27 protein-coding genes are annotated in these 26994 nt (G+C 68.6%); 13 read left to right on the top strand and 14 right to left on the bottom strand.

The window, feature by feature from the left end:
- Positions 1-56: 56 nt before the first annotated feature.
- The 4 genes from ILT42_RS07280 to thpR form a co-directional block, all read right to left on the bottom strand.
- The gene (locus ILT42_RS07280; RefSeq protein WP_204214769.1) at positions 57-470 is read right to left on the bottom strand and encodes a GFA family protein; all 414 of its coding nucleotides are present in this window, start codon (positions 468-470) and stop codon (positions 57-59) included.
- Entirely contained in the window at positions 467-769 is a 303-nt protein-coding gene (locus ILT42_RS07275) for a 4a-hydroxytetrahydrobiopterin dehydratase (protein WP_204214768.1), read from the bottom strand. Before ILT42_RS07275 ends, ILT42_RS07280 begins: the two co-directional genes overlap by 4 nt.
- 67 nt (positions 770-836) lie before the next feature.
- Positions 837-1439, bottom strand: coding sequence for a histidine phosphatase family protein (locus ILT42_RS07270; RefSeq protein ID WP_204214767.1), 603 nt, complete (start codon positions 1437-1439; stop codon positions 837-839).
- A 74-nt stretch (positions 1440-1513) separates the two neighbouring features.
- Positions 1514-2065 (bottom strand): RNA 2',3'-cyclic phosphodiesterase, encoded by a 552-nt coding sequence (gene thpR, locus ILT42_RS07265; protein ID WP_204214766.1) that lies wholly within the window; start codon positions 2063-2065, stop codon positions 1514-1516.
- Between the two features lie 248 nt (positions 2066-2313).
- Between thpR and ILT42_RS07260 the strand changes: the two genes are divergently transcribed.
- Positions 2314-2583 carry a DUF6356 family protein gene (locus ILT42_RS07260; RefSeq protein WP_204214765.1) on the top strand — a complete coding sequence of 90 codons (270 nt, stop codon included), beginning with the start codon at positions 2314-2316 and terminating at the stop codon, positions 2581-2583.
- A 105-nt stretch (positions 2584-2688) separates the two neighbouring features.
- Positions 2689-3216, top strand: a complete 528-nt coding sequence (locus ILT42_RS07255) for a L,D-transpeptidase (RefSeq protein ID WP_204214764.1) — start codon at positions 2689-2691, stop codon at positions 3214-3216.
- Between the two features lie 167 nt (positions 3217-3383).
- Here ILT42_RS07255 and ILT42_RS07250 read toward each other — a convergent pair whose 3' ends face one another.
- From ILT42_RS07250 to ILT42_RS07240, 3 genes are all read right to left on the bottom strand, one after another.
- The gene (locus ILT42_RS07250; RefSeq protein ID WP_204214763.1) at positions 3384-4688 is read right to left on the bottom strand and encodes a class I SAM-dependent methyltransferase; all 1305 of its coding nucleotides are present in this window, start codon (positions 4686-4688) and stop codon (positions 3384-3386) included.
- Positions 4689-4756: 68 nt separating this feature from the next.
- A complete protein-coding gene (locus ILT42_RS07245) occupies positions 4757-5641 on the bottom strand; it encodes a sigma-70 family RNA polymerase sigma factor (protein ID WP_204214762.1) in 885 nt (294 codons plus the stop codon).
- Positions 5628-6089, bottom strand: coding sequence for a carboxymuconolactone decarboxylase family protein (locus tag ILT42_RS07240; protein ID WP_204214761.1), 462 nt, complete (start codon positions 6087-6089; stop codon positions 5628-5630). Before ILT42_RS07240 ends, ILT42_RS07245 begins: the two co-directional genes overlap by 14 nt.
- 131 nt (positions 6090-6220) lie before the next feature.
- Here ILT42_RS07240 and ILT42_RS07235 point away from each other — a divergent pair, with 131 nt between their 5' ends.
- On the top strand, positions 6221-6817 hold the full coding sequence (locus ILT42_RS07235) for a class I SAM-dependent methyltransferase (protein WP_229428518.1): 597 nt from the start codon (positions 6221-6223) through the stop codon (positions 6815-6817).
- Between the two features lie 4 nt (positions 6818-6821).
- On the opposite strand, the gene ILT42_RS07230 is transcribed toward ILT42_RS07235, so the two are convergent.
- On the bottom strand, positions 6822-7034 hold the full coding sequence (locus tag ILT42_RS07230; RefSeq protein ID WP_204215123.1) for a DUF1674 domain-containing protein: 213 nt from the start codon (positions 7032-7034) through the stop codon (positions 6822-6824).
- Between the two features lie 178 nt (positions 7035-7212).
- On the opposite strand from ILT42_RS07230, the gene ILT42_RS07225 reads away from it, so the two are divergent.
- The 6 genes from ILT42_RS07225 to ILT42_RS07200 all read left to right on the top strand — a co-directional run bounded on the left by ILT42_RS07225 (position 7213) and on the right by ILT42_RS07200 (position 14798).
- Positions 7213-8226, top strand: coding sequence for a GGDEF domain-containing protein (locus ILT42_RS07225; protein WP_324617721.1), 1014 nt, complete (start codon positions 7213-7215; stop codon positions 8224-8226).
- 110 nt (positions 8227-8336) lie between these two features.
- Entirely contained in the window at positions 8337-9290 is a 954-nt protein-coding gene (gene htpX / locus ILT42_RS07220; RefSeq protein WP_204214758.1) for a zinc metalloprotease HtpX, read from the top strand.
- A gap of 16 nt (positions 9291-9306) precedes the next feature.
- Entirely contained in the window at positions 9307-10626 is a 1320-nt protein-coding gene (locus ILT42_RS07215) for an RsmB/NOP family class I SAM-dependent RNA methyltransferase (RefSeq protein WP_204214757.1), read from the top strand.
- 86 nt (positions 10627-10712) lie between these two features.
- Entirely contained in the window at positions 10713-12470 is a 1758-nt protein-coding gene (locus ILT42_RS07210; RefSeq protein ID WP_407664503.1) for a heparinase II/III family protein, read from the top strand.
- 186 nt (positions 12471-12656) lie between these two features.
- Complete coding sequence (purH, locus tag ILT42_RS07205; protein WP_204214755.1) at positions 12657-14249, top strand: bifunctional phosphoribosylaminoimidazolecarboxamide formyltransferase/IMP cyclohydrolase; 1593 nt, start codon at positions 12657-12659, stop codon at positions 14247-14249.
- Between the two features lie 228 nt (positions 14250-14477).
- Positions 14478-14798 (top strand): heavy metal-binding domain-containing protein, encoded by a 321-nt coding sequence (locus tag ILT42_RS07200; RefSeq protein ID WP_204214754.1) that lies wholly within the window; start codon positions 14478-14480, stop codon positions 14796-14798.
- On the opposite strand, the gene ILT42_RS07195 is transcribed toward ILT42_RS07200, so the two are convergent.
- The 3 genes from ILT42_RS07195 to ILT42_RS07185 all read right to left on the bottom strand — a co-directional run bounded on the left by ILT42_RS07195 (position 14799) and on the right by ILT42_RS07185 (position 21642).
- Positions 14799-16193 carry an MFS transporter gene (locus tag ILT42_RS07195; protein ID WP_204214753.1) on the bottom strand — a complete coding sequence of 465 codons (1395 nt, stop codon included), beginning with the start codon at positions 16191-16193 and terminating at the stop codon, positions 14799-14801.
- A gap of 84 nt (positions 16194-16277) precedes the next feature.
- Positions 16278-21089: an NAD-glutamate dehydrogenase gene (locus ILT42_RS07190; protein WP_204214752.1), complete on the bottom strand. Its 4812-nt coding sequence runs from the start codon at positions 21087-21089 to the stop codon at positions 16278-16280.
- A gap of 184 nt (positions 21090-21273) precedes the next feature.
- Positions 21274-21642: a winged helix-turn-helix transcriptional regulator gene (locus ILT42_RS07185; protein ID WP_204214751.1), complete on the bottom strand. Its 369-nt coding sequence runs from the start codon at positions 21640-21642 to the stop codon at positions 21274-21276.
- Between the two features lie 156 nt (positions 21643-21798).
- Here ILT42_RS07185 and ILT42_RS07180 point away from each other — a divergent pair, with 156 nt between their 5' ends.
- The 4 genes from ILT42_RS07180 to ILT42_RS07165 all read left to right on the top strand — a co-directional run bounded on the left by ILT42_RS07180 (position 21799) and on the right by ILT42_RS07165 (position 24146).
- Positions 21799-22812 carry a zinc-binding alcohol dehydrogenase family protein gene (locus tag ILT42_RS07180; RefSeq protein WP_204214750.1) on the top strand — a complete coding sequence of 338 codons (1014 nt, stop codon included), beginning with the start codon at positions 21799-21801 and terminating at the stop codon, positions 22810-22812.
- A gap of 330 nt (positions 22813-23142) precedes the next feature.
- Complete coding sequence (locus ILT42_RS07175; protein WP_204214749.1) at positions 23143-23523, top strand: DUF2794 domain-containing protein; 381 nt, start codon at positions 23143-23145, stop codon at positions 23521-23523.
- 84 nt (positions 23524-23607) lie between these two features.
- Entirely contained in the window at positions 23608-23826 is a 219-nt protein-coding gene (locus tag ILT42_RS07170) for an antitoxin MazE family protein (protein WP_204214748.1), read from the top strand.
- Positions 23823-24146 (top strand): type II toxin-antitoxin system PemK/MazF family toxin, encoded by a 324-nt coding sequence (locus tag ILT42_RS07165; protein ID WP_204214747.1) that lies wholly within the window; start codon positions 23823-23825, stop codon positions 24144-24146. Before ILT42_RS07170 ends, ILT42_RS07165 begins: the two co-directional genes overlap by 4 nt.
- Positions 24147-24149: 3 nt before the next feature.
- On the opposite strand, the gene ILT42_RS07160 is transcribed toward ILT42_RS07165, so the two are convergent.
- From ILT42_RS07160 to ILT42_RS07150, 3 genes are all read right to left on the bottom strand, one after another.
- Positions 24150-25391, bottom strand: a complete 1242-nt coding sequence (locus ILT42_RS07160; RefSeq protein ID WP_204214746.1) for an MFS transporter — start codon at positions 25389-25391, stop codon at positions 24150-24152.
- A 10-nt stretch (positions 25392-25401) separates the two neighbouring features.
- Positions 25402-25938: a GNAT family N-acetyltransferase gene (locus ILT42_RS07155; protein ID WP_204214745.1), complete on the bottom strand. Its 537-nt coding sequence runs from the start codon at positions 25936-25938 to the stop codon at positions 25402-25404.
- Between the two features lie 97 nt (positions 25939-26035).
- The gene (locus ILT42_RS07150) at positions 26036-26818 is read right to left on the bottom strand and encodes a Bax inhibitor-1/YccA family protein (RefSeq protein WP_204214744.1); all 783 of its coding nucleotides are present in this window, start codon (positions 26816-26818) and stop codon (positions 26036-26038) included.
- Between the last annotated feature and the right edge of the window lie 176 nt (positions 26819-26994).

Genomic DNA, 26994 nt, shown 5'->3' with positions numbered 1-26994 from the left:
TTCGTGCCCGTTACCAAACGGCGCAAGCGCGACGAATCTGTGGCATGGCCCCAGTCTCACGCCTCCCGGTTCTCGGGAAAGCTCCTCAGGTCATGGAGCTCGAGCCAGGTCTCCCGCCGCCGGGTCCAGCACTCGTAGGTGGGCGCGAACAGGTTCGGGGCGTCGAAGGCGCCCAGCAGGAGCTCGACCTCGTCCGCCGCGTCCCGGTCGAAGACCGGCGAGCCGCAGACCACGCAGGAGAAGCGTTCCGTGGCGGGCGTGTCGGACCAGCCCCGCCGCTCGCCGCTGATCGCCACCCGGTCGGCCGGATAGATCACATAGGCATTGAACGCGCTGCCGCTGATCTTTCGGCAGGTCATGCAATGGCACAGGCCCACGCGCTTCGGCTCGCCTCGGGCCTCGAAGGTGAGCTGGCCGCAGGCGCAGCCGCCCGTTCGGACGGCCCCGCTCCCCGTGCCTTGGCCGCTCATGACTTGGTGAGGCCCGCCGCGAACCCATCCATGCGCTGGGCGAGCTCGATGTCCCGGCGGGTCAGCCCATGGGCGTCGTGGGTCGACAGCGTCACGTCCACGGTCCGGTAGACGTTGGACCATTCGGGATGGTGGTTCATCTTCTCGGCCACGAGAGCCACGCGGGTCATCCACCCGAAGGCGGCGGTGAAGTCGGAGAAGACGTAGGTTTTGCGGATCGCGTCGCGGTCCGGAAGCAGCGCCCAGCCGTCCAGGGCGGGCAGAAGCTCGGCGCGTTCGGTTTCGTTCAGGGGTCTCATGACAGGGTCTCGTACGGCCACCGGACAGGTGGCGAATGCCTTGAGTCTGACGCCCGCGGGGGCGGTTTCAAGGGTTTACCCCGGGCCCGAGTCCCTGCTCCACCGTGCGCCACGGGGCCAGCAGCGCCAGCGTGTCCCGATCGAGGACGATGTGGCAGCCTCCGCCCGGATGGCTCGGCCGGTCCTCCCGGCCGATGGGGACGCCCTGGAGGTGGGCGGTCAGCAGGCAGCCCACGCCGCCATGGGACACGATCAGGATGTCGCCCCCCGTCGGCTCCTCCCGGGCGACGCGGCCCACCGCCGCCACGATCCTGGCCTGCGCGTCCACGGCGCGCTCCCAGCCCCGGACGCTCTCGTGCGGCCGCCCGAAGAACTCCTTCACGACCGCCCAGAATTCCGGGGGCGCGATATAGCCCGTGGCGGAGCGGTCGTTCTCGCCGAGGTCATGCTCGGCCCGTAAGGCTAAGCCGAGATGCCCGGCCACGATCTCGGCCCCGTCGAGGGCCTTGCGCTCCCGGCTGGCATGGACCGCCGTGACGCCGGACCCTTCGAGGGTTCGGGCGAACGCTTCCATGCGCCGCAATCCGGTCTCGCTGAGAGGCCAATCGGGCACGGGCACGGCCGGGTCGATGACGACCTCCGGATGGGTGAGGAAGATGATGCGGGCCATGATTAACCCCCGAGGCTTCCTGTCTGGAAGAGATCCCCGCCCCTAAGCCCCGGCCCGCCGGAACTCAAGCGATCTCAGGCCCAGGCGCGCTGGGCCTCCAGCGGGTAGGCGGCCTCTACCACGTAAGGCCCCCCGCCCACCGAATCGCGCGAGGAGAACAGCACAAAGCGGCTGGCCGTGAACGACAGGCGGGGGAAGTGGCCCCGCGCGGCGAAATAATCCGCCACGTCGATGGGCGAGGAATCCCGCAGGCGGGCCAGGGTGACGTGGGGGGTGAACTTGCGCTTCTCGGGCGGGATGCCCACCCGGCGCACCGCCCGTTCCTGCTCGGCCTGCAGGTCGAGGATGGCGTTGGACGCGGCCCGCGCCAGCACCACCCGGGGCCGACCGCCCCCGAAGGCGTCGAGGCCGTCGAAGGTGACCGTGATCGGCCCGCGCCGGCGCCCGTCGCCGAGCACCGCATCGACGTCCGAGGCGGTGGCGTAGTCCACGTCGCCGATGAAGCGCAGGGTGATGTGGTAGTTTTCCGGGTCGATCCAGCGGGCCCCGGGCAGGCCGCCGCGATAGGTCGAGAGCTTCAGGCCGATCTCGGCCGGGATCTCGATGCCGGTGAACAGGCGTGGCATGGGCAACCCCCTGGACAGGCTGGACTGTCTGATCGTGGAGCCGGACGGGCCACCTCCGCAACCATGTGGAGCATACGATCAACAGGTGAATTTTGTTCCGGGTTCCGGGCTGCCCAAGGCCTTCATCCACTAGACTTAAATCCGCCCAAGGTTAACGGAGCCTCCCGCCCACGGGCCCGATGGCGGCGCCCGGCTTGAGACCGGCCGGGTTTCGGCCTAACCTCCCGGCTTTCGCCCAGGAGGTTGTCATGTCCCTGAAACAGCTGTTCACGGAGCATCCCGAATCGGTCGGCGAATCCTATTTCGATCACATGCGGGTGGCCTTGAGCTTCGCGGGTCCCCTGGCCCTGGCGGCCCTTGCGGCCTTGGTCCACGCCTTCCTGCCGTTCCTGTTCGTCACCACGGCCAGCGCCACGGTGAAGCGGCTCTACGCCCGCATGGCGAACCGCGTGCCGCACCATCGCGCCACCGGACCCGTGCCGGAAAACGGCATGCCGGCCTGGGATCCGGTGATCTGACGCGCCGGACGGTCTCCCGCCAGGATCCTGTCGAGATCCGCCTGGAACCTTGAGCATAGCCACGGCGTCTCACTTCGACGGCATTCCCGACGGAGGGTTCGAGGCATGGCAGGCGGGACGGGACGGGACATCGTTCGATACGGGTTGGCGTTCGGCCTTCTCCTGGCCGCGGGCGCGTCGGTCGCGGACGCCCAGGCGCGGGAGCGCGTGCCGTTTTCGGCTGGCGTTTCACCCGGCACGGTCGTGATCCGCACGGCGGAGCGGCGGCTCTATCTCGTTGGCCCCGACGGCACGGCCCTGCGCTACCGGGTGGCGGTGGGCAAGCCCGGCAAGCAATGGCTCGGCGAGGCCCGCATCGACGGCAAATACGTCCAGCCCGCCTGGGCGCCGCCCGACGAGGTCCGCCGTGACAACCCCCGCCTGCCGGACGTGATCCCCGGCGGCTCGCCGGCCAACCCCATGGGCGTGCGGGCGCTGACGCTGGACCGGGACGAATACGCCATCCACGGCACCAACCGCCCGGGCTCCATCGGCACCTTCGCGTCCTATGGCTGCATCCGGATGCTCAACGAGGACATCGTGGATTTATACGAGCGCGTGGGCGTGGGCACGCGGGTGGTGGTGGAGCGGTAGCAAATAGCAAATGATCGACAGGCGCAGCCATTCGTTCCGAAGCCTCATCCTGAGGGAGCCGTAAGGCTCGTCTCGAAGGATGGCCCAGTTTGCACTGGAAACACTCCGCTGAAGCCCTCCGTCGAGACGCGGCTACGCCGCTCCTCAGGATGAGGGCGGAGCCGAGTTCACCGATACAGGTCCGCCCGCGACGGCGGCAGCCCAGCCGGGCCGCGGGTGCGCTTGGAGGCCAGCGTCTGGTTCACGCCCACGGCGCCGCGCTCGAAGGCGAGCGAGCAGCCCGCCAGATACAGCAGCCACAGGCGCGTCTTTTCCGGCCCCACCTCCGCCTCGGCTTCGGCGCGGCGGGCGTTGAGGTTCTCCCACCACAGGCGCGTGGTGCGCTGATAATGCTCGCGCCACGCCTCGACGTCGTGGACCTCGAACCCGAACCGTTCGAGGTTGGACACCGACATGCCCAGATGATCGAGCTCCCCGCCGGGGAAGATGTAGCGCGTGATGGCCTTGTATTCGGGCTTGAGCTTGCGGAAGGCCCGCTCGGTGCGCTTGGCGCGCCGCGCGATGGTGTGATGAAGATAGAGCCCGCGCGGCTTCAGGAGCCGATGCACGGCGCGAAAATAGGTCGGATGGTTGGCGATGCCCACATGCTCGAACATGCCGATGGACGAGATCTTGTCGAACGCGCCCTCCATCTGGGTGAAATCCTTGACCAGGACGTCGACGCGGTCCCCCAAGCCCCGCGCCGCGATCTTCTCGCGCGCCAGGGCGGCCTGCTCCTCGGCGAGCGTCACGCCGGTCGCATGCACGCCGTAATGCTCGGCCGCGTGGCAGATGAGAGCGCCCCAGCCGCAGCCGATATCGAGCAGCCGGTCGCCGGGTTTCAGGCGCAACTTGCGACAGATCATGTCGAGCTTGTCGCGTTGCGCCCGCGCGAGGTCGTCATGCCATTCGGGCTGAAAATACGCGCAGGTATAGACCATCTCCGGATCGAGAAAGAGCCGGTAGAACGCGTTCGACACGTCGTAATGGTAGGCGATGTTGCGCTTGTTGGTCTGGGGCTGCCCGTCCCGGGCGTCGGGAGCGTCCTGGACGGCATCGAGAGGGCGCGGCATGGTGGCGGGCGCGCGCAGGAATCGCAGCGCCGCCTTAGCGGCCTTGATCTTGCTCAGGCCCCGCAATTGGCGGCCCACCTTGCCCTGCGGGCGCTGGGCCGCCAGGTCGAAGATCGTGCCGTTCTTCAAATCGAGCAGGCCCGCCACATGGGCGTTGACGGCGGTGTCGAGATTGGGCCGCCGCAACAGGCTCGCGACCACGCTCTCCTGGGCGATCACGAGCCGCATGGCCTCCGTCGCGAGGTCGCGCGGGACCGTCGATCCGTCCCAGAGCTCGAACCCGAAGGTCAGGGACAGCGCCCGGTGGGCATCCCCCAACAGGTCTCGAAACGCTTCCAGGCGTGCTGCTGCCCCGGCCATCCTTCACCTCGTCTTGCGGCCGCAAAGTAGCGGCAGGGCAGGGCCGGAACAATCCCCGTCGGGCGGCCTTACGGCATCTCGGTCAGCAGGTTGGACAGATGGCGCAGCTTCTCGGGGTTGCGCACGATGTAGACCGCCACGATCCGCCCGTCCTGGATGTCGAGGGCCGTGGATTGGAGGATCCCGTCGGCCTCGCGCGTCACGAAGCCCGGCAGGCCGTTGATGGGGCCGCGATAGAGCACCGGCGGCCGGGCATGGCCGGTCTTGCGGGCGACGCTCACGAGCAGGCGCGCGACCTTGTCGAAGCCCAGGATGGGGTTGAGGGCCGCGGAGGCGAGGCCGCCGCCGTCGGAGCGCACCACCACGGAATCGGCCAGGAGCGCCCGCAGGCCACCCAAATCGCCGCTGCGCGAGGCCGCGAAGAAGGCCTCGGCGATCCGCGCCCCGGTCTCCCGGTCGACGGCGTAGCGGGGCTTGGACGCGCGCACGTTGGCGCGGGCCCGCGCGGCGAGCTGGCGGCAGGCGGCGGGCTCCCGGTCGAGGGTCGCGGCGATCTCGTCGAAGCCCATCCCGAACACGTCGTGGAGCAGGAAGGCGGCGCGCTCCAGGGGCGAAAGGCGCTCGAGCGCCATCATCAGGGTGAGCGACACGTCCTCGTCGAGGCTGTCCGAGGCCGGCTCGGCCACCGGTTCGGGCAGCCAGGGGCCGATATAGGTTTCCCGTCGCATCCGGGCGGATTTCAGGACGTCGAGGCAGAGCCGGGTCACGGTCCGGGACAGATAGGCGGCGGGCGCGCGCACCGCCGCCCGGTCCGCCTGGTGCCAGCGCAGGAAGGCGTCCTGCACCACGTCCTCCGCCTCGCTCATGGAGCCGAGCATCCGATAGGCGAGGCGGATGAGCCGGGGCCGTTGGGCCTCGAACGGGTCCGCGAGGGCGTCGTCAGGCGGCCGCACGGCTTCTCCCTGCGGGGTGGATCGACCGGAACCCGACCGAGAACCGGTTCCAGGTGTTGATCGTGCCGATCAGAAGGGTCAGCTTCACCTGCTCCTCCGGGGTGAAATGCACCGCCAGGGCCTCGTAATCGGCGTCCGGCGCGCGGGTTTCGGCGACACGGGTCAGGGCTTCGGTCCAGCCCAAAGCCGCGCGCTCGCGATCGCTATAGAGCGGTGATTCGCGCCAGCCGTCGAGAAGGTAGATCCGCTCCTCGGTCTCGCCCTTGGCCCGGGCCTCGTGGGTGTGCATGTGCAGGCAGAAGGCGCAGCCGTTGATCTGCGAGGCGCGGATCTTCACCAGCTCCTGCAGGCTCTCCTCCAGGCCGCTTTTCGCGACCGCCATGGACAGGTCGATCATGGGCTTGAGCACGTCGGGCGCGACGGCGAGGGGGTTCAGGCGGGCTTGCATGGTTCATCTCCTGTGCATGACGGGTGCGTCGACGGCAAAGACGAGACGAGCCCTGCCGGATGTGACATGGGGCGTCGAAAAATTTTCAAAAAAACCGCAAGGCCCCTATGACGTCTCTCACGGAGGCGCCCATGTCGGCCCAGGACAAGACGACCATCGATTTTTACGCGAGCGACGCGGAGGCCTATGCGAATCGCGACCGGGAGGTCGATCACGACCGGCTCGGGCGCTTTCTGGAGTCGCTTCCGAAGGGCGCCGCGATCCTCGAACTCGGCTGCGGCGGCGGGCAGGACAGCGAGGCCATGCTGGCCCGGGGCTTCGACGTGACGCCCACCGACGGCACGCCTGAGATCGCCGCCCAGGCCGAGACGCGCCTCGGGCGGCCCGTTCGCGTGCTGCTGTTCGGGGACCTGGACGAGGCCGAGCGCTATGATGGCGTCTGGGCCAATGCCTGCCTGCTTCACGTGCCGCGGGACGAGCTCGGCGGCATCGTCGGGCGCATCCACCGGGCCTTGAGAAGCGGCGGGGAGTTTCACGCCAGCTTCAAGGCCGGGGAAGCGGAGGGGCGCGACCGCTTCGAGCGCTATTTCAACTATCCGACGGCGGACTGGCTGCGGGAGGTCTATGATCCCGACCGCTGGGCGTCCCTCAACATCGAGGGCATGACCGGGTCGGGCTATGACGGCGTGCCGACGGAGTGGCTCATGGTCCGGGCCCGGAAGGCGTAAGGGCCTAAAAGTCGCTCGCCAGGCCTTTGATCTCCCAATCCTCGTAGCGGACGGGCTCCAGGCCGCCCCGGCCCTGGTGCTCCTTGTTCCGGGCGAGGTCCGCCGCGCGGCGGTCGATGGCCTCCCGGCGTTGGGCCGCCTCTTCCAGGGCGCGGCGGGCGGCGGGCGAGAGGGTTTTGGCGGGGGCTGCGCCCTCCGGGAGATCCTTCGTGCTCATGGCGTTCATATATCGCTCCGGACCGGGGTGCGCACCCCTCCAGGTCGAGATTTTCCGGCCGGGACGTCGGCTTGCCGTCACGCCCCGGGAAACACATTTGATGTTTTTGGTTTGACCCATATCCCGCCCCGGCCAATATCCGGGGCAGTCATCGTGTAAGGAGATGCCGTTGTTCCAGGTGCCTGCGCCCCCCGCCAACGAGGCCCGGCGCCTTGAATTTCTCTATGCCTGCGGAATCCTCGACACGCCCCAGGACGAGCGCTTCGATCGCGTGACGCGGCTCGCCTCGGCCTTTTACGAGGCCGACGTGTCCTATATCGGCTTCGTGGACGACCGCTATCAGTGGATGAAATCGGTCACCGGCGAGCGCATCGTTCCCTGGATCGAGCGGGACAAGAGCGTCTGCCAGATCGTCATCGCGTCCGGCCAGCCCCTGGTGGTGGGCGACATGAGGACGGATCCCCGCCTGGACGGCCTCGAACTCGTCACCCAGATCCCGTTCCGGTTCTATGCGGGCGTCCCCCTGGTGACGGAGGACGGCGAGGCCGTGGCGTCCCTCTGCATCCTGAAGCGGGAAGCCCAGGACGCAGACCGTTTCAACCTGACGCCCTTGTCCGATCTCGGCTCCATCGCCATGGACGAGGTCGAGTTGTGGCAGCGCAACCTCGACCTGGCGCGGCTCGCCGAAACCGACGGCCTGACCGGCGTCGCCAACCGGCTCGCCTTCGATTCCGCCCTCGACCGGGCCATCCGGCGCGCCCGCCGGACCCTGACGCCGCTGTCCCTGCTCCTGATGGACCTGGATCACTTCAAGCTCCTGAACGATTCGCTCGGGCATCCGGCCGGGGACGAGGTGCTCAGGCGCTTCGGCGCCATCCTGGCCGCCGCCGCGCGCAGGCCCGACGATGTCGCGGCCCGCTACGGCGGCGAGGAATTCGCCCTGATCCTGCCGGACACGAACGCCGCCGGGGCCGCCGAGGTGGCCCGGCACGTGAGCGGAATGCTCGCGGCTGCGGGCATTCCCCATCCTCGCGGCCTCGAGGGACTGGTCACGGTGAGCATCGGCATCGCGACAGCATTGCCGGATGCCCTGCCCGAGCCGTCCGCCCTGGTGGCGCAGGCGGACGCGGCGCTCTACGGGGCCAAGCGCGCCGGCCGGAACCGGTTCGCGATCCACGGCGAGGCCGCCTAAGGCTTCCTCGTTCTGACGATCCCGTCAGGCGGCTTGGGCGGATGCGGGGGCATGCCTACATGAGAGGTGATTGATCCGGCGGGCCGCGCCGGACCGATGGGGAGACGCGGATGAACACCATGAAGACCGCCATGCTGATGGCAGCCCTCACCGCCCTGTTCGGCGGGGTGGGCTATCTCCTGGGCGGTGGCACCGGCATGCTGCTGGCCCTCGGGTTCGGCGTCGTCACCAACGTCTTCGCCTACTGGAATTCCGACCGGCTGGCCCTGGCAGCCCACCATGCCGTGGAGGTCGACGACAGGACCGCGCCGGAACTGGTCGGCATGGTGCGCGACCTCGCGGCCCGGGCCGGCCTGCCCATGCCCCGGGTCTATCTCATCGACAACCCGCAGCCCAACGCCTTCGCGACCGGCCGCAACCCCCAGAACGCCGCGGTGGCGGCCACCACGGGCATCCTGCGGATCCTCACCTATGACGAGCTCGCCGGCGTGATGGCCCACGAACTCGCCCATGTGAAGAATCGCGACACCCTCATCATGACGATCAGCGCCACGGTGGCGGGCGCCATCGCGAGCCTGGCGCAGTTCGGCTTCCTGTTCGGCGGACGCGGCTCCGAGCGGCCCAACCCAATCGTCATGATCGGCACGGCCCTCATCGCGCCCCTCGCGGCGGGCGTGATTCAGATGGCCATCAGCCGCTCGCGGGAGTACGAAGCGGATCGAATCGGCGCGGAGATCTGCGGCCAGCCCCTCGCGCTGGCCTCGGCGCTCGCCAAGATCGCGGGCGGCGTGTCGCATATTCCCAACGAGGACGCGGAGCGCCATCCGGCGACCGCGCCGCTCTTCATCATCAACCCGTTGTCGGGCCGGGGCGTGGACAACCTGTTCTCGACCCACCCGGCGACGGAGAACCGCATCGCGGCCCTGCAGGCCCTGGCGCAGCAAATGGGCGCCGGTGCGCCCGTCAATGGTCACGCAGGCCGGGGATCGTTCACATCCCAGGCCACAACGAGCCCCTGGAACAAGCCCCGTCAGGGGGAGTCCCGTCAGGGACCATGGGGCTAGGATCGGACAAAAAGAATTGGCTCAAGCAGATACCCGGCCGGACGTCGACGGCGTCGCCCCCCGCCGCCTGGCCTGGAATGCCGTCCTGGAAACCCTGAAGCGGCGCGTGCCCCTGGACGACGTCCTGGACGAACTCTCCCGCGCGGCGCCGCTGCCGGACCGGGACGAGGCCCTGGCGCGGGCCATCGCGATCGTGACGTTCCGGCGCTTCGGCACCATCCGGCGCGCCATCGAGGAACGGGTCGAGAAGGGCGTTCGCGATCCCAACCTCGCCTATCTGCTGGCGATCGGGGCCGCCCAGATCCTGTTCCTGGATATTCCCGACCATGCCACCGTCGACACGGCGATCCGCCTCGCCCACGAGAACCCGCGCATGCGTCACACGGGCGGCCTCATCAACGCGATCCTGCGCCGGATCGCGCGGGAGCGCGACGCGATCCTGAGCATCGAGGACCCGCTGGCCGATGTGCCGGACTGGCTGAAGGAGCGCTGGATCGCGCAATACGGCGAAGCCGAGGCGGGCCGGATCGCCAAGGCCCACCGGGTCCCGGCCTCCCTCGACCTGACCGTGAAAGGCGACCCGGCCGAGTGGGCCGAGCGACTGGGGGCTGTCCTGCTGCCGACGGGCAGCCTTCGCGTGATTGAGCGGACGGCGGTGCGGGATCTGGCCGGATACGAGGATGGGGAATGGTGGGTGCAGGATGCCGCCGCCGCCCTTCCGGCCCGTCTCGTCAACCCGCAACCGGGCGAGCGCATCGCCGATCTGTGCGCCGCGCCCGGCGGCAAGACCGCCCAGCTCGCGGCGGCCGGGGCCGAGGTCCTGGCCGTGGACCGCTCCGCGCGGCGGCTGGTGCGCCTGAGCGAGAACCTCGAACGCTTGCAACTTACGGCCGAGACCCAGGCCATCAATGCCGAAAAGCTCGACGTGGCGCCCTTCGACGCGATCCTGCTCGATGCACCGTGCTCCGCCACCGGCACCCTGCGCCGCCACCCGGACGTCGCCTGGACCAAGGACGACGAGGATGTCCGCAAGCTGTCAGGCTTGCAGACCCGCCTTCTCGATAAGGCCGCCACCCTCCTCAAGCCCGGCGGCCGCCTCGTGTTCTGCACCTGCTCCCTGGAGGCCGAGGAAGGCGAGCGCCAGGCCGAAGCCTTCCTGGCCCGGCACCCGGATTTCGAGCGCAAGGCCATCGCCCCCGAGGAAGTCGGCGGCCTCGCCGATCTCATCTCGCCCCTGGGCGACCTGCGCTCCCTGCCGTTTCACCTGACGGTGGAGGAGGGACGGGGCGGCATGGACGGCTTCTTCGCGGCGCGGTTCGTCAGAAAGGCGCCATGACCGGCGTCCGCGCTTACCGCTTGTTAACCATTCGCACAGAACTCCTCGCCTAAGCTTGAGCTGACAAGACGAGGGGATTCGCCGAGGTGGAGTGGGGGCCGGAACGCTGGCGGTTGTACGGGCTTGGCTTCAGCGAAGCCGGTCGCGCCATGGGCGGATCGATCCGCCGGGGCCTTGCCGGCCTTACCCCCGGCACCCCGTCTCCCGGCCGCCTGCTCTTCGCCCCCCAGGACCTGCGCACCGCCGATCCGACCATCGCCACCGACATCTATTCGGGCTTCTTCGCCTTCGCGGGCCGCTCCGTCACCACGTCGGGCCGCTCGCCCTTCGAATTCGACCCGCCGAGCCGGGCCTGGGGCGAGGCGCTCTACGGCTTCGGCTGGCTGCGCCATCTGCGGGCGGCCGGCACGGCGCTCGCCCAGGCCAACGCCCGGGCGCTGGTGGACGAGTTCGTCACCTCGCGGCATGGCGACCGGCGCATCGCCGGCGAAACCCAGGTCATCGCCCGGCGGCTGATCTCGTTCATCAGCCAGTCGCCCCTGATCCTGGAAGGGGCCGACCATGCCTTCTACCAGCGGTTCCTGAAGATCGTCGGCCGCCACATGCGCGACCTGGAGCGCGACCTGCGCGGCCGCGCCACCCCCTACCGAAGGCTCATGGCCGCCATCGCGCTCTGCTATGCAGGCCTGTGCTGCGAGGGGCTGGAGCGCCACCTGCGCCGGGCCACGCGGCTTCTGGTGCGGGAGCTCGACCGGCAGATCCTCGCCGATGGCGGGCATGCCAGCCGCAATCCCCGCGTGGTGGTGGACCTGCTCTTCGACCTCCTGCCCCTGCGCCAGATGTATGCCAGCCGCGAGGTCGACACGCCGGAGCCGCTCCTCAACGCCATCGACCGGATGCTGCCCATGGTTCGCATGTTCCGGCACGGGGACGGCACGCTCTCGCATTTCAACGGCATGGGTGTCACGGCAGCCGACCATCTGGCGACGCTGCTCACCTATGACGACATGCGCAGCCAGCCCATCCTTCACGCGCCCTATTCGGGGTACGAGCGCTTGGAGGCGGGACGCTCGCTCGTGGTGGCCGACGTGGGTAAGCTGCCGCCGACGCGGCTCTCGTCGGAAGCCGGGGCCGGAACCCTGTCCTTCGAATTTTCCAGCGGCCCGCAGCGGATCGTGGTCAATTGCGGCACGCCCCGCATCGCGGGCGACACGATCCTGCAGGCCTCCCGGTCCTCGGCGGCCCATTCCACCGTGTCCGTCAATGAGGTCTCGTCGAGCCTGTTCGTGGCCGAGAAGGGGTTCTGGTTCGAGCGGATGATGGCCCGCTGGATCCTGCGCCGCATCGGCCCGGTGGCGATCCATGCGCCCGAGACGGTCCAGACCGAGCGCAACGAACGCGACCACGTCCAAAGCCTCAGCGCCAGCCACGACGCCTACAGGAAGCGCTTCGGGGTCGTGCACGAGCGCCGCTGGCAGCTCTCCGCGGACGGGCACAAGCTCGAGGGCGAGGACACCTTCCGGGGCGATGCGCCGATCTCAGGCCAAACCGAGGCGCTGATCCGCTTCCACCTCGCGCCCGGCATCCGGGCGAGCCGCGCACAGGGCGGGCGAGTCGTCATGCTGGTGTTGCCCAACCGCGAGGCCTGGCAGTTCGAGGTCAGTCCCGGCGAGGCCTTCGTGGAGGACAGCATCTTTCTCGCCACCTCCGACGGCATGCGCCGCACGGAGCAGATCGTCATCGCGGTGCGCCCCACCGAGCATTCCAGCGTGCGCTGGCGCTTCGAGCGCCTGACCCGCGCCCCGCAGGCCCGGGCCGCCGAGCCGGGGCCGGAATTGCTCTAGAGCTGTTTCCATTTGAATGGAAACAGCTCCTGTCTTAACTGTGCCGCATCTTTGACGCTGAACCGGATCCACTTCACCGAAAGATGCTCTAGCGACAGGCCGGGATTGCGCCGCGACGCGGTTTCCATCCCGGTCCCCCCATGCTATCGCGCCCGCAGATTCCTTTCGTTTCGAGGAGCGGCCGTCATGCCGAGTGCTCTGAGGCGCGTCACGCGCGCTCTTCTGTCCGTGTCCGACAAGGCCGGGCTCGTGGATTTCGCCCGCGCGCTCAGCGCTCATGGAGTGGAGCTGGTGTCCACGGGTGGGACCCACAAAGCCTTGCGGGAGGCGGGGCTCGACGTGCGCGACGTGAGCGACCTGACGGGTTTCCCCGAGATGATGGACGGGCGGGTCAAGACGCTGCATCCGGGCGTGCATGGCGGGCTGCTCGGCGTGCGCGCCAATCCGGAGCACCAGGCCGCCATGCTGGCGCACGGCATCGTGCCGGTGGATCTCCTGGTGGTGAACCTCTACCCGTTCGAGGCCACGGTGGCGGCGAACAGGCCCTATGACGACTGCATCGAGAACATCGATATCGGCGGCCCGGCCATGATCCGCGCGGCGGCCAAGAACCACGGCGACGTGGCTGTCGTGGTGGATTCCACGGATTACGCTTCCGTGCTCGACGAGTTGTCCGCCCATGACGGATCGGTGTCGCTCGAATTGCGCAAGCGCTTGGCCCAGAAGGCCTATGCACGCACGGCGGCTTACGACGCGGCGATCTCCAACTGGTTCGCCCGCGAGCTGGCCGAGGACACGCCGCCTTTCCGGGCGCTCGGCGGCACGCTCGCCGAGGTGATGCGCTACGGTGAGAACCCCCATCAGGCGGCCGCGTTCTACCGCACGCCCGACCTGCGGGTGGGCGTCGCCACCGCCCGTCAGGTACAGGGCAAGCAGCTCTCCTACAACAACATCAACGACACCGATGCGGCCTATGAGGCCGTCGCCGAGTTCGTCCCCGAGCGCTCCGCCGCCGTTGTCATCGTCAAGCACGCCAATCCGTGCGGCGTGGCGGAGGGTACCTCCTTGCGCGATGCCTACGAAAAGGCGCTGGCTTGCGATCCCGTCTCGGCCTTCGGCGGCATCGTGGCCATGAACCGGCCCCTGGATGCCGAGGCCGCTCGCGCCATCACGGAAATCTTTACCGAGGTGATCATCGCGCCCGACGCGAGCGAGGAGGCGATCGCCATCGTGGCGGCCAAGAAGAACCTGCGCCTGCTGCTGGCCGGTGGGTTGCCGGATCCCCGCGCCGAGGGCCTCACCCTGCGCACGGTGGCGGGCGGATTCCTGGCGCAGAACCGCGACAACGCGGTTGTAGAGGCCATGGACCTCAAGGTGGTGACGAAGCGCGCGCCCTCCGACCGCGAGCTCGACGACCTGCGCTTCGCCTTCCGGGTCGCCAAGCACGTGAAGTCGAACGCCATCGTGTATGCCCGGGACGGCGCCACGGTGGGCATCGGGGCGGGCCAGATGAGCCGGGTCGATTCCTCCCGCATCGCCGCCTGGAAGGCCGCCGAGGCCGCCAAGGCGGCAGGGCTGTCCGAGACCCTGGCCAAGGGCTCCGTGGTCGCCTCGGACGCGTTCTTCCCCTTCGCGGACGGCCTGCTGGCCGCCGCGGAAGCGGGCGCCACGGCGGTGATCCAGCCCGGCGGCTCCATGCGGGACGACGAGGTCATCCGCGCCGCCGACGAGGCGGGTCTCGCCATGGTGTTCACGGGCTACCGGCATTTCAGGCACTAGCACCGCCCGCCAGGGCTCCGGCCACGCAGCCTCATCCTGAGGGAATGGCGCAGCCATTCGTCTCGAAGGATGGTCCAGTTTGCACCGGATACGCTCCGCTGGAGCCCTCCTTCGAGACGCCGCTGACGCGGCCCTCAGGATGAGGGGAGTGGGGCGGCCGAGCTGGCCGATCTTCCAACCCCCGTCCCGGCGACCTACATCAGGGTCTTCCGCAACCGGGAGACCCCCATGATCGTCACCACCACGCCCACCGTCGAAGGCCGCCGCATCACCGCCTATCATGGCGTCGTGTCAGGCGAGGCCATCTTCGGCGCCAACGTGTTTCGCGATTTCTTCGCCTCGATCCGCGACGTGGTCGGCGGCCGTTCGGGCTCCTACGAGCGCGTGCTGCGCGACGGGCGCGACACGGCCCTGCAGGAGATGATGGACGAGGCGCAGCGCCTGGGCGCCAACGCGGTGGTGGGCGTGCAGCTCGATTACGGCTCGATGGGCGAGAACCAGGGCATGATGATGGTCACGGCCAACGGCACGGCGGTGACGATCGAGTAGCTACACCCGCTTCACGCCCGACAGCAGCCAGCCCCCGGTGGCGAAGAACAGGATCAGCACCGCCGGTCCGGCCGCCTGGGTCTGGAAGAGCGCGGTCGCGATGGCCACCATGAGGGGCGCCAGGAACGACGTCACCTTGCCCGAGAGCGCCAGCAGCCCGAAATAGCGCCCCGCTTCCGCGGGTGGGACCAGGCGGGCCAGCAGCGAGCGCGACGAGGCCTGGAGCGGTCCCGCCACCGCGCCGATCACGAGGCCGAGCGCCACGAAGGCCTTCTCCGGCGCCGAGTCGTACAAGCCCGCGCCGGGCAGGCTCGGCGCGGTGGGGACCGCGAAGAGGACGTGGTCCGGCCCGAGGGACAGGATCCCGAAGCAGACGACGCTCAGCACCGAGATAGCACCGAGGATCACCGGCTTAGCGCCGAACCGGTCGTCCAGCCGCCCGCCGATGAGGGCCCCGACCGTTCCCGTGACCGTGAGCAGGATGCCGAAGATCCCGAGCTCCGTGGCCCGCCAGCCGAAGACACCCGCGCCATAGATGCCCCCGAAGGCGAAAAGCGCCACGAGGGCGTCCTGATAGACCATGTTGGCGATCAGGAAGCGACCCACGCTCTCGTGGCGGCGCGCATCCGCGATGGTGGTCCGCACCTGGGCGAGGCCCCGGCGCACCGCCTCGCCGAGGCGAAGCTGCGAGCGGGCGATGTCGGGCGTGAAGGCGAAGAGCGGCAGGATGAAAACCAGGAACCAGACCGCCGAGAACGGGCCGGTGATGCGGTCGCCTTCCCGCGTGGCCGGATCCAATCCGAACAGCGGCGTGAAGCCCAGGATCGTGCGGCCCGTCTCGCCGTTGGCGGCCAGGAACCCCAGCACGATCAGCAGCGACACCAGCCCGCCGAGATAGCCGACGGCCCAGCCGGTGCCGGACAGACGCCCGTAGCGCTCCGGCGGCACGAGATGCGGGATCATGGCGTTGTTGAACACGCCCGCCACCTCGACCGCGATGGTGCCGAGAATGAAGCCCAGAAGCGCGATGGCGATCGCGCCGGGCTGGCCCGGAGCCGCGTACCACAGCGCGAAGGAAGCCCCGAACAGCACGAGGCCGCAGGCGGCGATCCACGGCTTTTTCGGTCCCGTGGCGTCCGCGATCGATCCCAGGACGGGCGACAGGACGGCCAGGATCAGGCCCGCCGTCGCGGTCGCATAACCCCACAGGCTCTGGCCCGCCACCGGGTTGGGTGCCAGCCCGGAGGCGAAATAGGGCGCGAACACGAAGGTGGTGATGAGGGTGAAGAAGGGCTGGCAGGCCCAGTCGAAGAACAGCCAGCCGACAATCGCCCGTCGCGATGCCCCTTGGACCGGACCGGACCGGAGGGCCGAGGTGTGATTGTCAAAGCTCAAACGCGCATTCCTCGGTTCCGTAGCGGGCAAAGGGTTTTGCCGCTACGGAACTACCAGGGGCCCTTCTGCCGCGCCACCCGTGAATTATCCCTTGACGAGATCGCCCAGCAGGCTGGACGCCACGGTGACTTTCGACAGGGTCAGCCCCGACGACACGATACTGTCGATGGCGCCCTTGATGCGGGCGATGTCGGCACCGCGCTTCCCGCTCCAGGCCTCCAGGGCGGCCTCCCCGGATGCGTCCTGGGAGGCGACCTCGGCCGTGAGGTTGCGGTGGGCCGTCGCGATGCCGTCGACGGCCCGGTCGAGGGCAAGGCCGTCGAAGTAGTCGTTCACGTTGATCTCGCGGGCGGCCCCGATCAGGGCGCCGAGATGGAAGGCCTGCTCCAGGGCGAAATGCGTGCGGGCGATCTCGAGGACGGGCTTGCCGGTGCGCCGGGCCGTCAGGACGATGTCGGGAGCCGCCACGAGGTCCGGCAGGGCCGCCAGGCGCCGGGCCAAGTCCTCCGGCGTTCCGTTCTCCATCAGCGTTGCGGCGCGGGCGTCCCAGGTCGCGATGGCTTCGGCCGAGAGCGTGTCGCGCAGGTGGCGCTCCACCTCGGAGATCCCTTCCGCGTAGGTGCCGATGATGTCGTCGAGGGGCGTATTGGCGAAGTCCACGTTGCGGATGAACCAGACGATGCGGCTCATGAGCAGGTCCTGCAAGCCGCCATAGAGGCGAAGCTGCAGGGGGCCCGGCACGATTCCGTCGAGGGCGTCGATGGCGGCGTTCAGGTCGCCAAGGCCGAACGAATCGCGGGTGGCCGCATAGGCCGCCGCGATGGTGGGCGCGTCCGTGCCGGTCTGGTCCACGAGGCGCGCCACCATGGTGGGACCGCCCCGGTTGATGATGGCATTGGCAAGCTGCGTGGCGATGATTTCCCGGCGCAGGCGATGGGTCGCGATGGCGTCGGGGAAGCGCTCGCGCATCTCGGCCGGGAAGTACCGCTCCAGCTCGCGGCCCAGATAGGGATCGTCCGGCACGGCGCTGTCGAGCAATTCGTCGTGCAGGGCAAGCTTGGCGTAAGCCAGCAGCACCGCGAGCTCCGGTCGCGTCATTGCCTCGCCCTTGCGGGCGCGCTCGGTGAGCGTGGCATCGTCGGGCAGGTATTCCACGGTGCGGTTGAGGCGCCCGTCATGCTCCAGCATGTGCATGAGCCGCTGCGCGAAGCCCAGATCGGCGATCCCCTTGCGCTCCGAGAGCGAGAGCGCCAGGGTCTGGAGGTAGTTGTTGCGCAGGACGAGGCGCGCGACCTCGTCGGTCATGTCGACCAGGAGAGCGTTGCGGTCGTCCTGGGACAGGCGTCCGTCGCGCTCCGGCGTGGTGAGGGCGATCTTGATGTTCACCTCCACGTCGGAGGTGTTCACGCCCGCCGAATTGTCGATGGCGTCCGTGTTGAGATGCACGCCCGCGCGCGCCGCCTCGATGCGCCCGCGCTGCGTGGCGCCCAGATTGGCGCCCTCGCCGATCACCTTGGCGCGAATCTCCTGGCCGGTGACCCGGATGGCATCGTTGGCGCGGTCGCCCACCTCGTCGTCGGTCTCGGTGGAGGCGCGGATATAGGTGCCGATGCCCCCGAACCAGAGCAGGCCCACGTCGGCGCGCAGGATCGCGCTCATCACCTCGTTCGGGGCGGCCTCCGCCTTGTCGATGCCCAGCACCGCGCGCACCTCCGGCGAGAGCGGAATCGACTTCGCGGAGCGCGGGTAGATCCCGCCGCCCTTGGACAGGAGGGCCTTGTCGTAATCCTGCCAGCTCGAGCGGGGCAGGCCGAACAGGCGCTCGCGCTCCTGGAACGAGGCCTCCGGGTCGGGGTCGGGATCGAGGAAGACGTCCCGGTGGTCGAAGGCCGCCACGAGCTTGAGGGCGCGCGACAGGAGCATGCCGTTGCCGAACACGTCCCCCGACATGTCGCCCACGCCCGCCACGGTGACGGGCTCCTTCTGGATGTCGATGTCCATCTCGCGGAAGTGCCGCTTCACGGCCTCCCAGGCGCCCCGGGCCGTGATGCCCATCTTCTTGTGGTCGTAGCCCTGGCTGCCGCCGGACGCGAAGGCGTCGCCGAGCCAGTGATGCTTCTCGGCCGAGAGTTCGTTGGCGGTGTCCGAGAAGGTCGCGGTGCCCTTGTCGGCGGCCACGACGAGATAAGGATCGTCGCCGTCATGGCGCACGGTGTCCGGCGGCGGGACGATCTGGTCGCCTTCGATGTTATCGGTGAGCTGCAGGAGCGTGCGCACGAAGATGCGGTAGCTCTCCGTCCCCTCGGCCAGCCAGGCTTGGCGGTCGCTTGCCGGCGGCAGGTGCTTGGGCACGAAGCCGCCTTTCGCACCGACAGGCACGATCACGGCGTTCTTGACCTGCTGGGCCTTCACGAGGCCGAGCACCTCCGTGCGGAAATCCTGCGGCCGGTCGGACCAGCGCAGGCCGCCGCGCGCGACGCGGCCGAAGCGCAGGTGCACGCCCTCGACCCGGGGCGAGTAGACGAAGATCTCGTAGAGTGGGCGGGGCAGGGGCATGCCCTCGACCCGGGCGCATTCGAACTTGAGCGCGATGGTCTGGCGTGGCAGGCCGTTGCTCTCGAGCTGGAAGAAATTGGTGCGGATCGCGGCCTCGATCAGGTTGACGAAGCGGCGCAGGATCCGGTCGTCGTCGAGGCTCGTGACGGCGCGCAGCGATTCCTCGATCTCGGCCCGGATGCCGGCCTCCGAGGCCGAGCGCTCGCCCGCGTCCTCGATGCGCGGGTCGAAGCGCGCATAGAACAGCCGGACGAGATTGACCGCGATCGCGCCGTGCCGGGCGAGCGTTTCGGCGAGATAATCCTGGGCGTAAGGAATACGAACCTGGCGGAGATATCGTCCGAGCGCCCGCACCATGGCGACGTCGCGCCAGCCGAGGCCCGCTTCGAGCACGAGGCGGTTGAAGGCGTCCGACTCGGCCAGGTTCCGGAACAGGGCGAGCAGGGCGGCCTCGATCAGCTCCTGAATCTCGTCGATCTCGATCTCGCCCCCGGCCGCCCGCTGCAGGGTCATGTCGTGGAGCCACACCCGCTCGGCGCCGGACAGGACCCGGTAGGTTCTCTCGTTGACGACCCGGAAGCCGAGATTCTCCAGAAGCGGCACCCGCTCGGACAGGGGCAGGGCTTGGCCGCGCGAAAACACCTTCAGGTGCACGCGGGTCTTGTCGTCGCCGTCGCGGCGGTAGAGATCCACGGCGCGGGGGCGCGCGTCGGAGAGCTGCTCCAGCAGGGCGATGTCGGCGATGGCCTGCCCGGCGTCGAAGGCCTCGCGGTAGGCGGCGCTGAACGCGTGGGCGTAACGGGCCGCGAGCGAGCGGGCGCGGGGGCCGCCCACCGTTTCGGCGAACTGGTCCCGCAGGGCGTCGCTCCAGGTGCGCACGATGGCGGCGATACCCTTCTCCAGGGTCTCGCGGGACACCTGCGGGGTGTGGCCCTCGTCGCGGCCGATGATGAAATGCGTGCGCGAGAGCGGGCCTTCCGGGTAGCTCGGATAGGCCGCCGACATGCGGCCCTCGAACACGCCCGCCAGGAACTCGCCGATGCGCCGGCGCGCATCGGTGTCGTAACGGTCCTTGGGCACGAAGACGAGCACCGACACGAAGCGGTCGAACTCGTCCGGCCGCGCCAGCACGCGAACCCGCGGGCGCTCGGACAGGTTCATGATGTCGATGGCGAAGCGGTAGAGGGTGTCCTCGTCGATCTGGAACAGCTCGTCGCGGGGATAGTTCTCGAGCACGTTGAGCAGGCCCCGGCCCGCATAGCTCGCCGGGTCGAAGCCCGCGCGGGCCACCACCCGGGCGGCCTTCAGGCGCAGATACGGCACCTCGCTGGTGGTGCTCGTATAGGCGCTCGACGTGAACAGCCCGACGATGCGCAGCTCGCCTTCGAGCCGCCCGTCGTCGTCGAAGAGCTTCACGCCCACGTAGTCGAGATGCGCCCGGCGATGCACCCGGGATTTCACGTTGGCCTTGGTGATGATGAGCGCCTGCGGACGCGCCAGGAAGGCGCGGATCTCCGGCGACATGGTGACGAGCTCGCGCCCGCGCCGGAGCACCCGCACGGACGGGTCGCGCATGAGGCCGAGCCCCGTGCCCTGCACCGGATCGGCCGCGGTGTCGCCCGCCGGGAAGCGGTATTCGCGAAGCCCCAGGAAGGTGAAGTTGTCCTGCGCCATCCAGTCCAGGAACGCGACGGCCTCGCGCACGTCGGCCTCGGGCAGGGGTGGGGGATTGATGCGATAGTTCTGGACGGTCTCGGTGACGCGGGCCCGGATCGCGGGCCAGTCGCGCACGGACACGGCCACGTCCGCATAGACCTGGCGCAGGGACGCGATCAGGTGCTCCCGGGCGGCCTCGTCGTCGAGGCGCGGCAGATGGATGTGGATGAAGCTCTCGCGCTTGACGCCCACCCGGCCCGACGCCGTGGCCTCGCCCACGAGACGAACCAGAGCCCCGGAGGGATCGCGTTCCACCGCCAGGATGGGGTGCGCGACCAGAAGGGGCTCGTAGCCTTCGTCCACGATTTCGGCCAGGGTCGAGTCGAGGAGGAACGGCATGTTGTCGTTGACGACTTCCAGGACCGTGACGTCCTTGCGCCGTCCCTCGTGCTCCACCTCGAGATCCACGAGGCGGATGTCGGCCCCCCCGGAGCGGGGCGCCTTGAGGTGCTCGTAGGCGGCCGACGCGAGGCCCGCGAGGGTGCCGGGGGTATAGGGCGCGAGATCCTCGGACGGCACGCGTCCGAACAGGTCCTGAACGAAGGTGTCCGGAACGTCGGAATCCTTCAGGGCCGCGATGGTTTCCTGGGCCAGCCTGTTGCCGGTCGGCGTCTCCACGTTCATGCGCGGGTCCTCACGTTATCGTCCTTTTGGCAGGAGCGTTGGCACAGTCGCGAGGGACTCGCAACAGCGCCGGCGAAGCGGCCAAGGGGCATCGAAATCCACTTTTGAGCCCTTTGGAAGGCGCGTTCGGCTGCTTTTGCGCCAATTTTCCGACCGAATGGGCCTCTTGGACGCGAAAATTCCCTCAGGCGGCCCTCGCCTGCGCTTGTGCACCGAAATTTGCATCGCCCCAGGCCTTCAGGGCCAGAAGAACCGGCTCCAGGCTGCGGCCCTTGGCGGACAGGCTGTACTCCACCCGGGGCGGAACCTCCGGATAGACGGTGCGGATCACGAGGCCGTCCGCTTCGAGCTCCCGCAGCTGGTTGGTGAGCATGCGCTGCGTCACCGCCGGGATCTGGCGGCGGATTTCGTTGAAGCGCAGGGTGCCGCGCAGGAGCTTGTAGAGGATGACGATCTTCCACTTGCCGTCGATGAGGCTGAGCGTGTCTTCCACGGAGCAGCCCGTGGGGCAGCCACCGGTCTTTCGGCGCGAGGCTGGCGATGGGGACGGCATGGGGAACTCCTCCTGACAGTATCCTTTTCGATACTATGTGCCCAAATTGTGCGTTCTTGCCTCCCTTGAGCATATGCACCACGTTCATCCCACTTCAACCGGGCCGGCCGCTCTTTCGATGCAGGTTTGGGCCCGAACCCCACAGGAGTGAGACCCATGCGTGCCGTCGGCTACCGCGAATCCCTGCCCATCTCGGATGAGGCGTCCCTCATCGACGTGGAGCTGCCGAAGCCTGAACCGGCGGGACGGGATCTGCTGGTGGAGGTGAAGGCCGTCTCGGTAAATCCGGTCGACACCAAGGTACGCAAGCGGGCTAAGCCCGAGGCGGGCGACGTGAAGGTCCTGGGCTACGACGCCGCCGGGATCGTGTCCGCCGTCGGACCGGACGTGACGCTGTTCCGGCCCGGCGACGCGGTGTTCTATGCCGGCAGCATCGTGCGCTCGGGCACCAATGCGGAGTATCATCTGGTCGATGAGCGGATCGTGGGCCGGAAGCCGTCGTCCCTGAGCTTTCCGGAAGCCGCGGCCCTGCCGCTCACCGCCATCACGGCCTGGGAGATGCTGTTCGACCGGCTCGAAATCCGCCGTCCGGTGGAGGGGGCCGCCAACGCGATCCTCATCATCGGCGGCGCTGGCGGCGTGGGCTCCGTGGCGATCCAGCTCGCCCGCCAGCTCACGGACGTGACGGTGATCGCCACGGCGTCGCGGCCCGAGACGCAGGCCTGGGTCAAGGCGCTCGGCGCGCATCACGTGGTCGACCATTCCAGGCCCCTGGCGCCGCAGGTCGCGGGCCTCGGGATCGGGGCGCCCGCCTTCGTGTTCTCGATCACCGAGAGCGACGCGCATCTGGCCGACGCCGTGGAGCTGATCGCCCCCCAGGGGCGCTACGGGCTGATCGACGATCCGGCGACCTTCGACGCCCTCAAGTTCAAGGGCAAGAGCGTGTCGATCCGCTGGGAATCCATGTTCACCCGCTCGGTGTTCCAGACCGCCGACATGCAGGCGCAGCACGACCTGCTGAACGAGGTCTCGCGCCTCGTGGACGGCGGCACCCTGCGCACCACGCTGGCCGATACGTTCGGAACCATCAGCGCCGCCAATCTCAGGCGTGCCCACGGGTTCATCGAGAGCGGCAAGGCACGGGGCAAGATCGTGCTGGAGGGATTCTGAGCGCGGTCCATCGCCCAAAGGAAAAGGCAGAGCCCAAAAGAAAAGGCCGCCCGGGGAGGCGGCCTCATGTCTCGACGGGGTCGTAGGCCCGGGCCCGACAACCCGGAGGGGCTGGGGGGCTGACGTGTCCGGAGAAGTCATGGCACCGGGCCGTCGAGGCAACGATGACGTTATCGTCGGACACTGGGGCTTGGGCACGGCACCAATATGGCAACAGCAAGGCTGCGTTGACGAAGCCGTGAGCCGGGGGGTGTGACAAGACGGGCGGCGGGGTTGAACCGGCTAACCTTCCGGCCCATCATGAGGAAGATGGATCGTTCAGGAGGGATTATGAACGAAGGTGACATCGCGGAGCAGCCCTACGGCGGCTCGGCACAGGGGACGGCCCGCATCCTCCCCTTTCCGGGTACGCCGAGGCAGGTTTCCTTCGACCGTCGGGAGCTTCAAACCATCCTCAATCTCTATGGACGGAAAGTATCGGACGGCGAGTGGCGCGACTACGCCATCGACTTCACCCCCGACAAGGCCGTCTTCTCCATCTACCGGCGCACCTCCGAGGTTCCGCTCTACCGCATCGAGAAGGACCCCAGGCTTGCCCGCAAGCAGGGTGCCTATGCGGTAGTGGCGGCCGCCGGCATGATCCTCAAGCGCGGCACCGAGCTCGACCGGGTCTTGCGGGTTCTCGACAAGCCGAAAGTGGTACCGGCTTGAGGTGATAGGGCCTCACACGAACGAGTTCAGGCTTGATCGACTCCGCTCGTACGTTACATGTAACGTACGAGATCGGAGCAAGCTATGCCGACGCCAATCAATCAGAGGGTCCGAAAGCGTCGTGATGCCCTGCGCGCTGCGGGCCTGCGGCCCGTGCAGATCTGGATTCCGGATGCCCGCCGTCCGGGCTTTGCCGAAGAATGCCGTCGTCAAGCCCGTGTAACAGCTTCAACGGACGCGAGTGACCGCGACCTGTCGGCCTTCATGGATGCCGCTCTCTCGGATCTGGATGATGACGCGTGAAGCGCGGTGATCTTGTGACGGTCGCCGTGCCCGGCGATTTTGGCAAGCCTCGTCCCGCTTTGATCATCCAATCGGACCTGTTCGAGGAGACCAGCACGGTTACGGTTCTGTTGATATCGGGCACGATGGTGGATGCTCCCCTGATCCGCGTGCCGGTTCAACCGTCGCCCAGCAATGGCCTGCAAAAGCCGTCGCAGGTGATGATCGACAAAGCGATGACCATGAAGCGAGAGCGGATGGGAGAGGCGTTTGGCCGTCTCGACGACGAATCCATGCTCTCGGTCACCCGATCGCTCGCGGTCTTTCTCGGCTTGGCGTGATCCCTACCCGTGGATCCGGCGCGGGAGCAGCAGGAGCCACAGGCTCGACGCCAGGGCGCCGAGGATGCCGAACCACAGCACCGGGCGGATGCCGAAGGCGTCGGCCAGGACGCCCGACAAAAGGGCCGCGACCAGGCCGAGGCCGCCGGTGAGGAGATGCAAGGTGCCGCCCTCCCGGCCGCGCAAGGAATCCGGTGTGACTTTCTGCCGGAGCGTGACCGCGTTGGTGTAGAACGCGATGTACAGCCCGTCGCAGAGAAGCTGAGAAATGCCCAGGAACGTCACCGCCATCCAGAACGAGCCCCCGGCCATCGGGATGAAGGACAGGCCTGCCGCGTAGACGATCAGCGTGACGAACAGGAGCGTGCGCGGCGGCAGCGCGAGGGCGAGGCGGCCGGCCAGGGTGGCGCCCGTCAGGGCGCTCAAGCCGCCGAGCGCCACGATCAGCCCCAGCACGCCGGGCTGGATCCCGAGGTCGCGCACGGCGAAGAGCACGTAGAGCGGCGCGAAGAAGCTCAAGAAAAACGCCAGGGACGAGAGGCAGAGCGTCATCGGGCGCAGGACCGGATGGCCGAACACGAAACGCAGGCCCTCCGCCGTCTCGCGCCAGATGTCCGGCGCGTGCTCGCCCGTCACGAGAGGCTTCTCGGGCCGCTTGATCCGGGCCAGCAGAAGCGCCGACCACAGATAGGACAAGGCGTCGACGATGATCGCGAAGGGAGCGGTCAGAACCTGGATCGTGATGCCCGCGAGCGCCGGACCGGCGATCTCGGCCGCCGCGTCGGTGGTGGCCATCTTGGCGTTGCCGTCCAGGATGTGCTCGGGCCCGACGACGGTGGGCAGGTAGGCGTTGTCGGCGGTCTGGAACAGCATGGAGAAGAACGCCACGACCGTGGCGACGCCGATCACCTGCCCGATGGTGATCGCCTCCCACCACGCCATGACGGGCAGGGTCAGGAGCGCGGCGGCGCGGGCGAGGTCGGCCAGGATCAGCACCCGGCGGCGGCGCGTCCGGTCGATCCAGGCGCCCGCGAGAGGGCTGAGGATCACGCCCGGCAGGGCGCTCAGCGCCACGAGGAAACCCAGCTCCGTGGCGGAGGCGCCCAGCAGCAGGGCCGCGATCATGGGCAGGCCCTCGCGGGTGAAGCGCGAGCCCACGGCCGAGAGGCTTTGCGCCGCCCAGAGCTTCAGGAAATCGGGATTGTGCCACAGCGCGCCGCCGGGCCTTCGGATCCAACCGGCCATGATGCGCCCGTCAGGGAATCGGCCGGGTCGGCGGCGTGGCGAGGCCCGGTCCCAGCGCGCGCTGCATCAGCACCGTGGAGAGCCAGCGCCCATGCTTGTAGCCGACACCCTTGAACACGCCCGCCGGCTCGAAACCTAAGCTGGCATGGAGCCCGATGGAGCCGTGGGAGGCCTCGTCGCCGATCACCGCCACCATCAGCCGGAAATCCTGCCGCTCCGCTTCCGCGATGAGGGCCGTCAGGAGCGCGCGTCCGACCCCCTGCCGGTGCGCGTCGGGCGCGATGTAGATCGAATCCTCGACGGTGGACCGGTAGGCGGGCCGCGCCCGGTAGGGACCCGCATAGGCGTAACCCAACAGGTGTCCGTCCCGCTCGGCCGCGATGTAGGGAAAGCCGCCGTCCAGGAGCGCCGCGCGGCGGCGGGCCATCTCGGCCTCGTCGGGCGGCGACAGCTCGAACGAGGACGTGCCGTTTTCCACCGCGTGGGCGTAGATCGCCGTGATGGCGGGCAGGTCGGCATCGCGGGAGGGGCGGACGAGGACGGACATGGGCCTTCCCTACCCACCCGCCTCGGTGGTGGCAAGAGACATGAAAAAGCCCCGGCTTTCAGGCCGGGGCTCGATCTCGTCCGAGAAGACTATCCGCTTAGTTGTTGCGGTTGCCCACGAGGGCCAGCAGGAACTGGAACATGTTGATGAAGTCCAGGTAGAGCTGGAGCGCACCCATGATCGAGACCTTGGCGGCGGCCTCGCCGTCGAAGTTCCCGTAGAGGTACATCTCCTTGAGCTTCTGCGTGTCGTAGGCGGTCAGGCCCGCGAAGATCAGCACGCCGAGCACCGAGATGCCGAACTGCAGGGCGCTGGAGCCCACGAACATGTTCACCAGCGAGGCCAGCAGCAGGCCGACGACGCCCATGATCAGGAACGAGCCCATGCCCGACAGGCTGCGGTTCGTGGTGTAACCCCACAGGGACAGCGCGCCGAAGGCGGCCGCCGTGATGAAGAACACCTGCACGACGCTGGCGCCCGTGTAGCGGATCAGAAGCGTCGAGAGCGACGCACCCATCACGGCCGCGAAGGCGAAGAACATGGTGCGGGCGGATGCCGCCGACATGCGGTCGATGCGGAACGAGAACAGGAAGATGAAGGCCAGCGGTGCGAGCGCTATCACCCACATCAGGGGCGTGCCGTACAGGAGACGGCCGAACTCGGTCAGGTAGACGCCGCCCATCTGGGCCGCGGCGGCGGATTGGTCGCCCGTCACGGCGGCCATATTGATGCCAAGCGCGACCAGGGCCGAGATCGCCAGGCCCACGATCATGTTGTTGTAGACGCCCAGCATGAAGCTGCGCAGGCCTTGGTCGACCTGCACCGACGACCGGGCAAAGCCCGAGCCGTAGGCGGTCTGGTTCTGGTCATACGGTTGCATCGGAGTCCTCTCGCGGTGTCCCGTTGTTGATTCCCTCTATGGAGGCCGGATGGCTCCAAGACGCCGATTGGTCGGCGATAGGCCAAATATGAGCGGTCGCCTCCGGTTCCGCAAGAGGCATGGTCACGCTTCAAACCTTCGTGAAAGGTCTTCCAAGCTTAGGCTTGAGAGCGCCG

Source organism: Microvirga pudoricolor, from assembly GCF_016892705.1.
Classification (GTDB): Bacteria; Pseudomonadota; Alphaproteobacteria; order Rhizobiales; family Beijerinckiaceae; genus Microvirga; species Microvirga pudoricolor.
The sequence above is the reverse complement of the archived record's forward strand: the minus strand, read 5'-3'. Positions and strand labels throughout refer to the sequence as shown.

Coding starts and splice junctions, on each gene's coding strand:
- ILT42_RS07280 (WP_204214769.1), bottom strand. CDS start 470: ATGAGCGGCCAAGGCACGGGGAGCGGGGCCGTCCGAACGGGCGGCTGC.
- ILT42_RS07275 (WP_204214768.1), bottom strand. CDS start 769: ATGAGACCCCTGAACGAAACCGAACGCGCCGAGCTTCTGCCCGCCCTG.
- ILT42_RS07270 (WP_204214767.1), bottom strand. CDS start 1,439: ATGGCCCGCATCATCTTCCTCACCCATCCGGAGGTCGTCATCGACCCG.
- thpR (WP_204214766.1), bottom strand. CDS start 2,065: ATGCCACGCCTGTTCACCGGCATCGAGATCCCGGCCGAGATCGGCCTG.
- ILT42_RS07260 (WP_204214765.1), top strand. CDS start 2,314: ATGTCCCTGAAACAGCTGTTCACGGAGCATCCCGAATCGGTCGGCGAA.
- ILT42_RS07255 (WP_204214764.1), top strand. CDS start 2,689: ATGGCAGGCGGGACGGGACGGGACATCGTTCGATACGGGTTGGCGTTC.
- ILT42_RS07250 (WP_204214763.1), bottom strand. CDS start 4,688: ATGGCCGGGGCAGCAGCACGCCTGGAAGCGTTTCGAGACCTGTTGGGG.
- ILT42_RS07240 (WP_204214761.1), bottom strand. CDS start 6,089: ATGCAAGCCCGCCTGAACCCCCTCGCCGTCGCGCCCGACGTGCTCAAG.
- ILT42_RS07235 (WP_229428518.1), top strand. CDS start 6,221: ATGTCGGCCCAGGACAAGACGACCATCGATTTTTACGCGAGCGACGCG.
- ILT42_RS07230 (WP_204215123.1), bottom strand. CDS start 7,034: ATGAGCACGAAGGATCTCCCGGAGGGCGCAGCCCCCGCCAAAACCCTC.
- htpX (WP_204214758.1), top strand. CDS start 8,337: ATGAACACCATGAAGACCGCCATGCTGATGGCAGCCCTCACCGCCCTG.
- purH (WP_204214755.1), top strand. CDS start 12,657: ATGCCGAGTGCTCTGAGGCGCGTCACGCGCGCTCTTCTGTCCGTGTCC.
- ILT42_RS07200 (WP_204214754.1), top strand. CDS start 14,478: ATGATCGTCACCACCACGCCCACCGTCGAAGGCCGCCGCATCACCGCC.
- ILT42_RS07190 (WP_204214752.1), bottom strand. CDS start 21,089: ATGAACGTGGAGACGCCGACCGGCAACAGGCTGGCCCAGGAAACCATC.
- ILT42_RS07185 (WP_204214751.1), bottom strand. CDS start 21,642: ATGCCGTCCCCATCGCCAGCCTCGCGCCGAAAGACCGGTGGCTGCCCC.
- ILT42_RS07180 (WP_204214750.1), top strand. CDS start 21,799: ATGCGTGCCGTCGGCTACCGCGAATCCCTGCCCATCTCGGATGAGGCG.
- ILT42_RS07175 (WP_204214749.1), top strand. CDS start 23,143: ATGAACGAAGGTGACATCGCGGAGCAGCCCTACGGCGGCTCGGCACAG.
- ILT42_RS07170 (WP_204214748.1), top strand. CDS start 23,608: ATGCCGACGCCAATCAATCAGAGGGTCCGAAAGCGTCGTGATGCCCTG.
- ILT42_RS07160 (WP_204214746.1), bottom strand. CDS start 25,391: ATGGCCGGTTGGATCCGAAGGCCCGGCGGCGCGCTGTGGCACAATCCC.
- ILT42_RS07155 (WP_204214745.1), bottom strand. CDS start 25,938: ATGTCCGTCCTCGTCCGCCCCTCCCGCGATGCCGACCTGCCCGCCATC.
- ILT42_RS07150 (WP_204214744.1), bottom strand. CDS start 26,818: ATGCAACCGTATGACCAGAACCAGACCGCCTACGGCTCGGGCTTTGCC.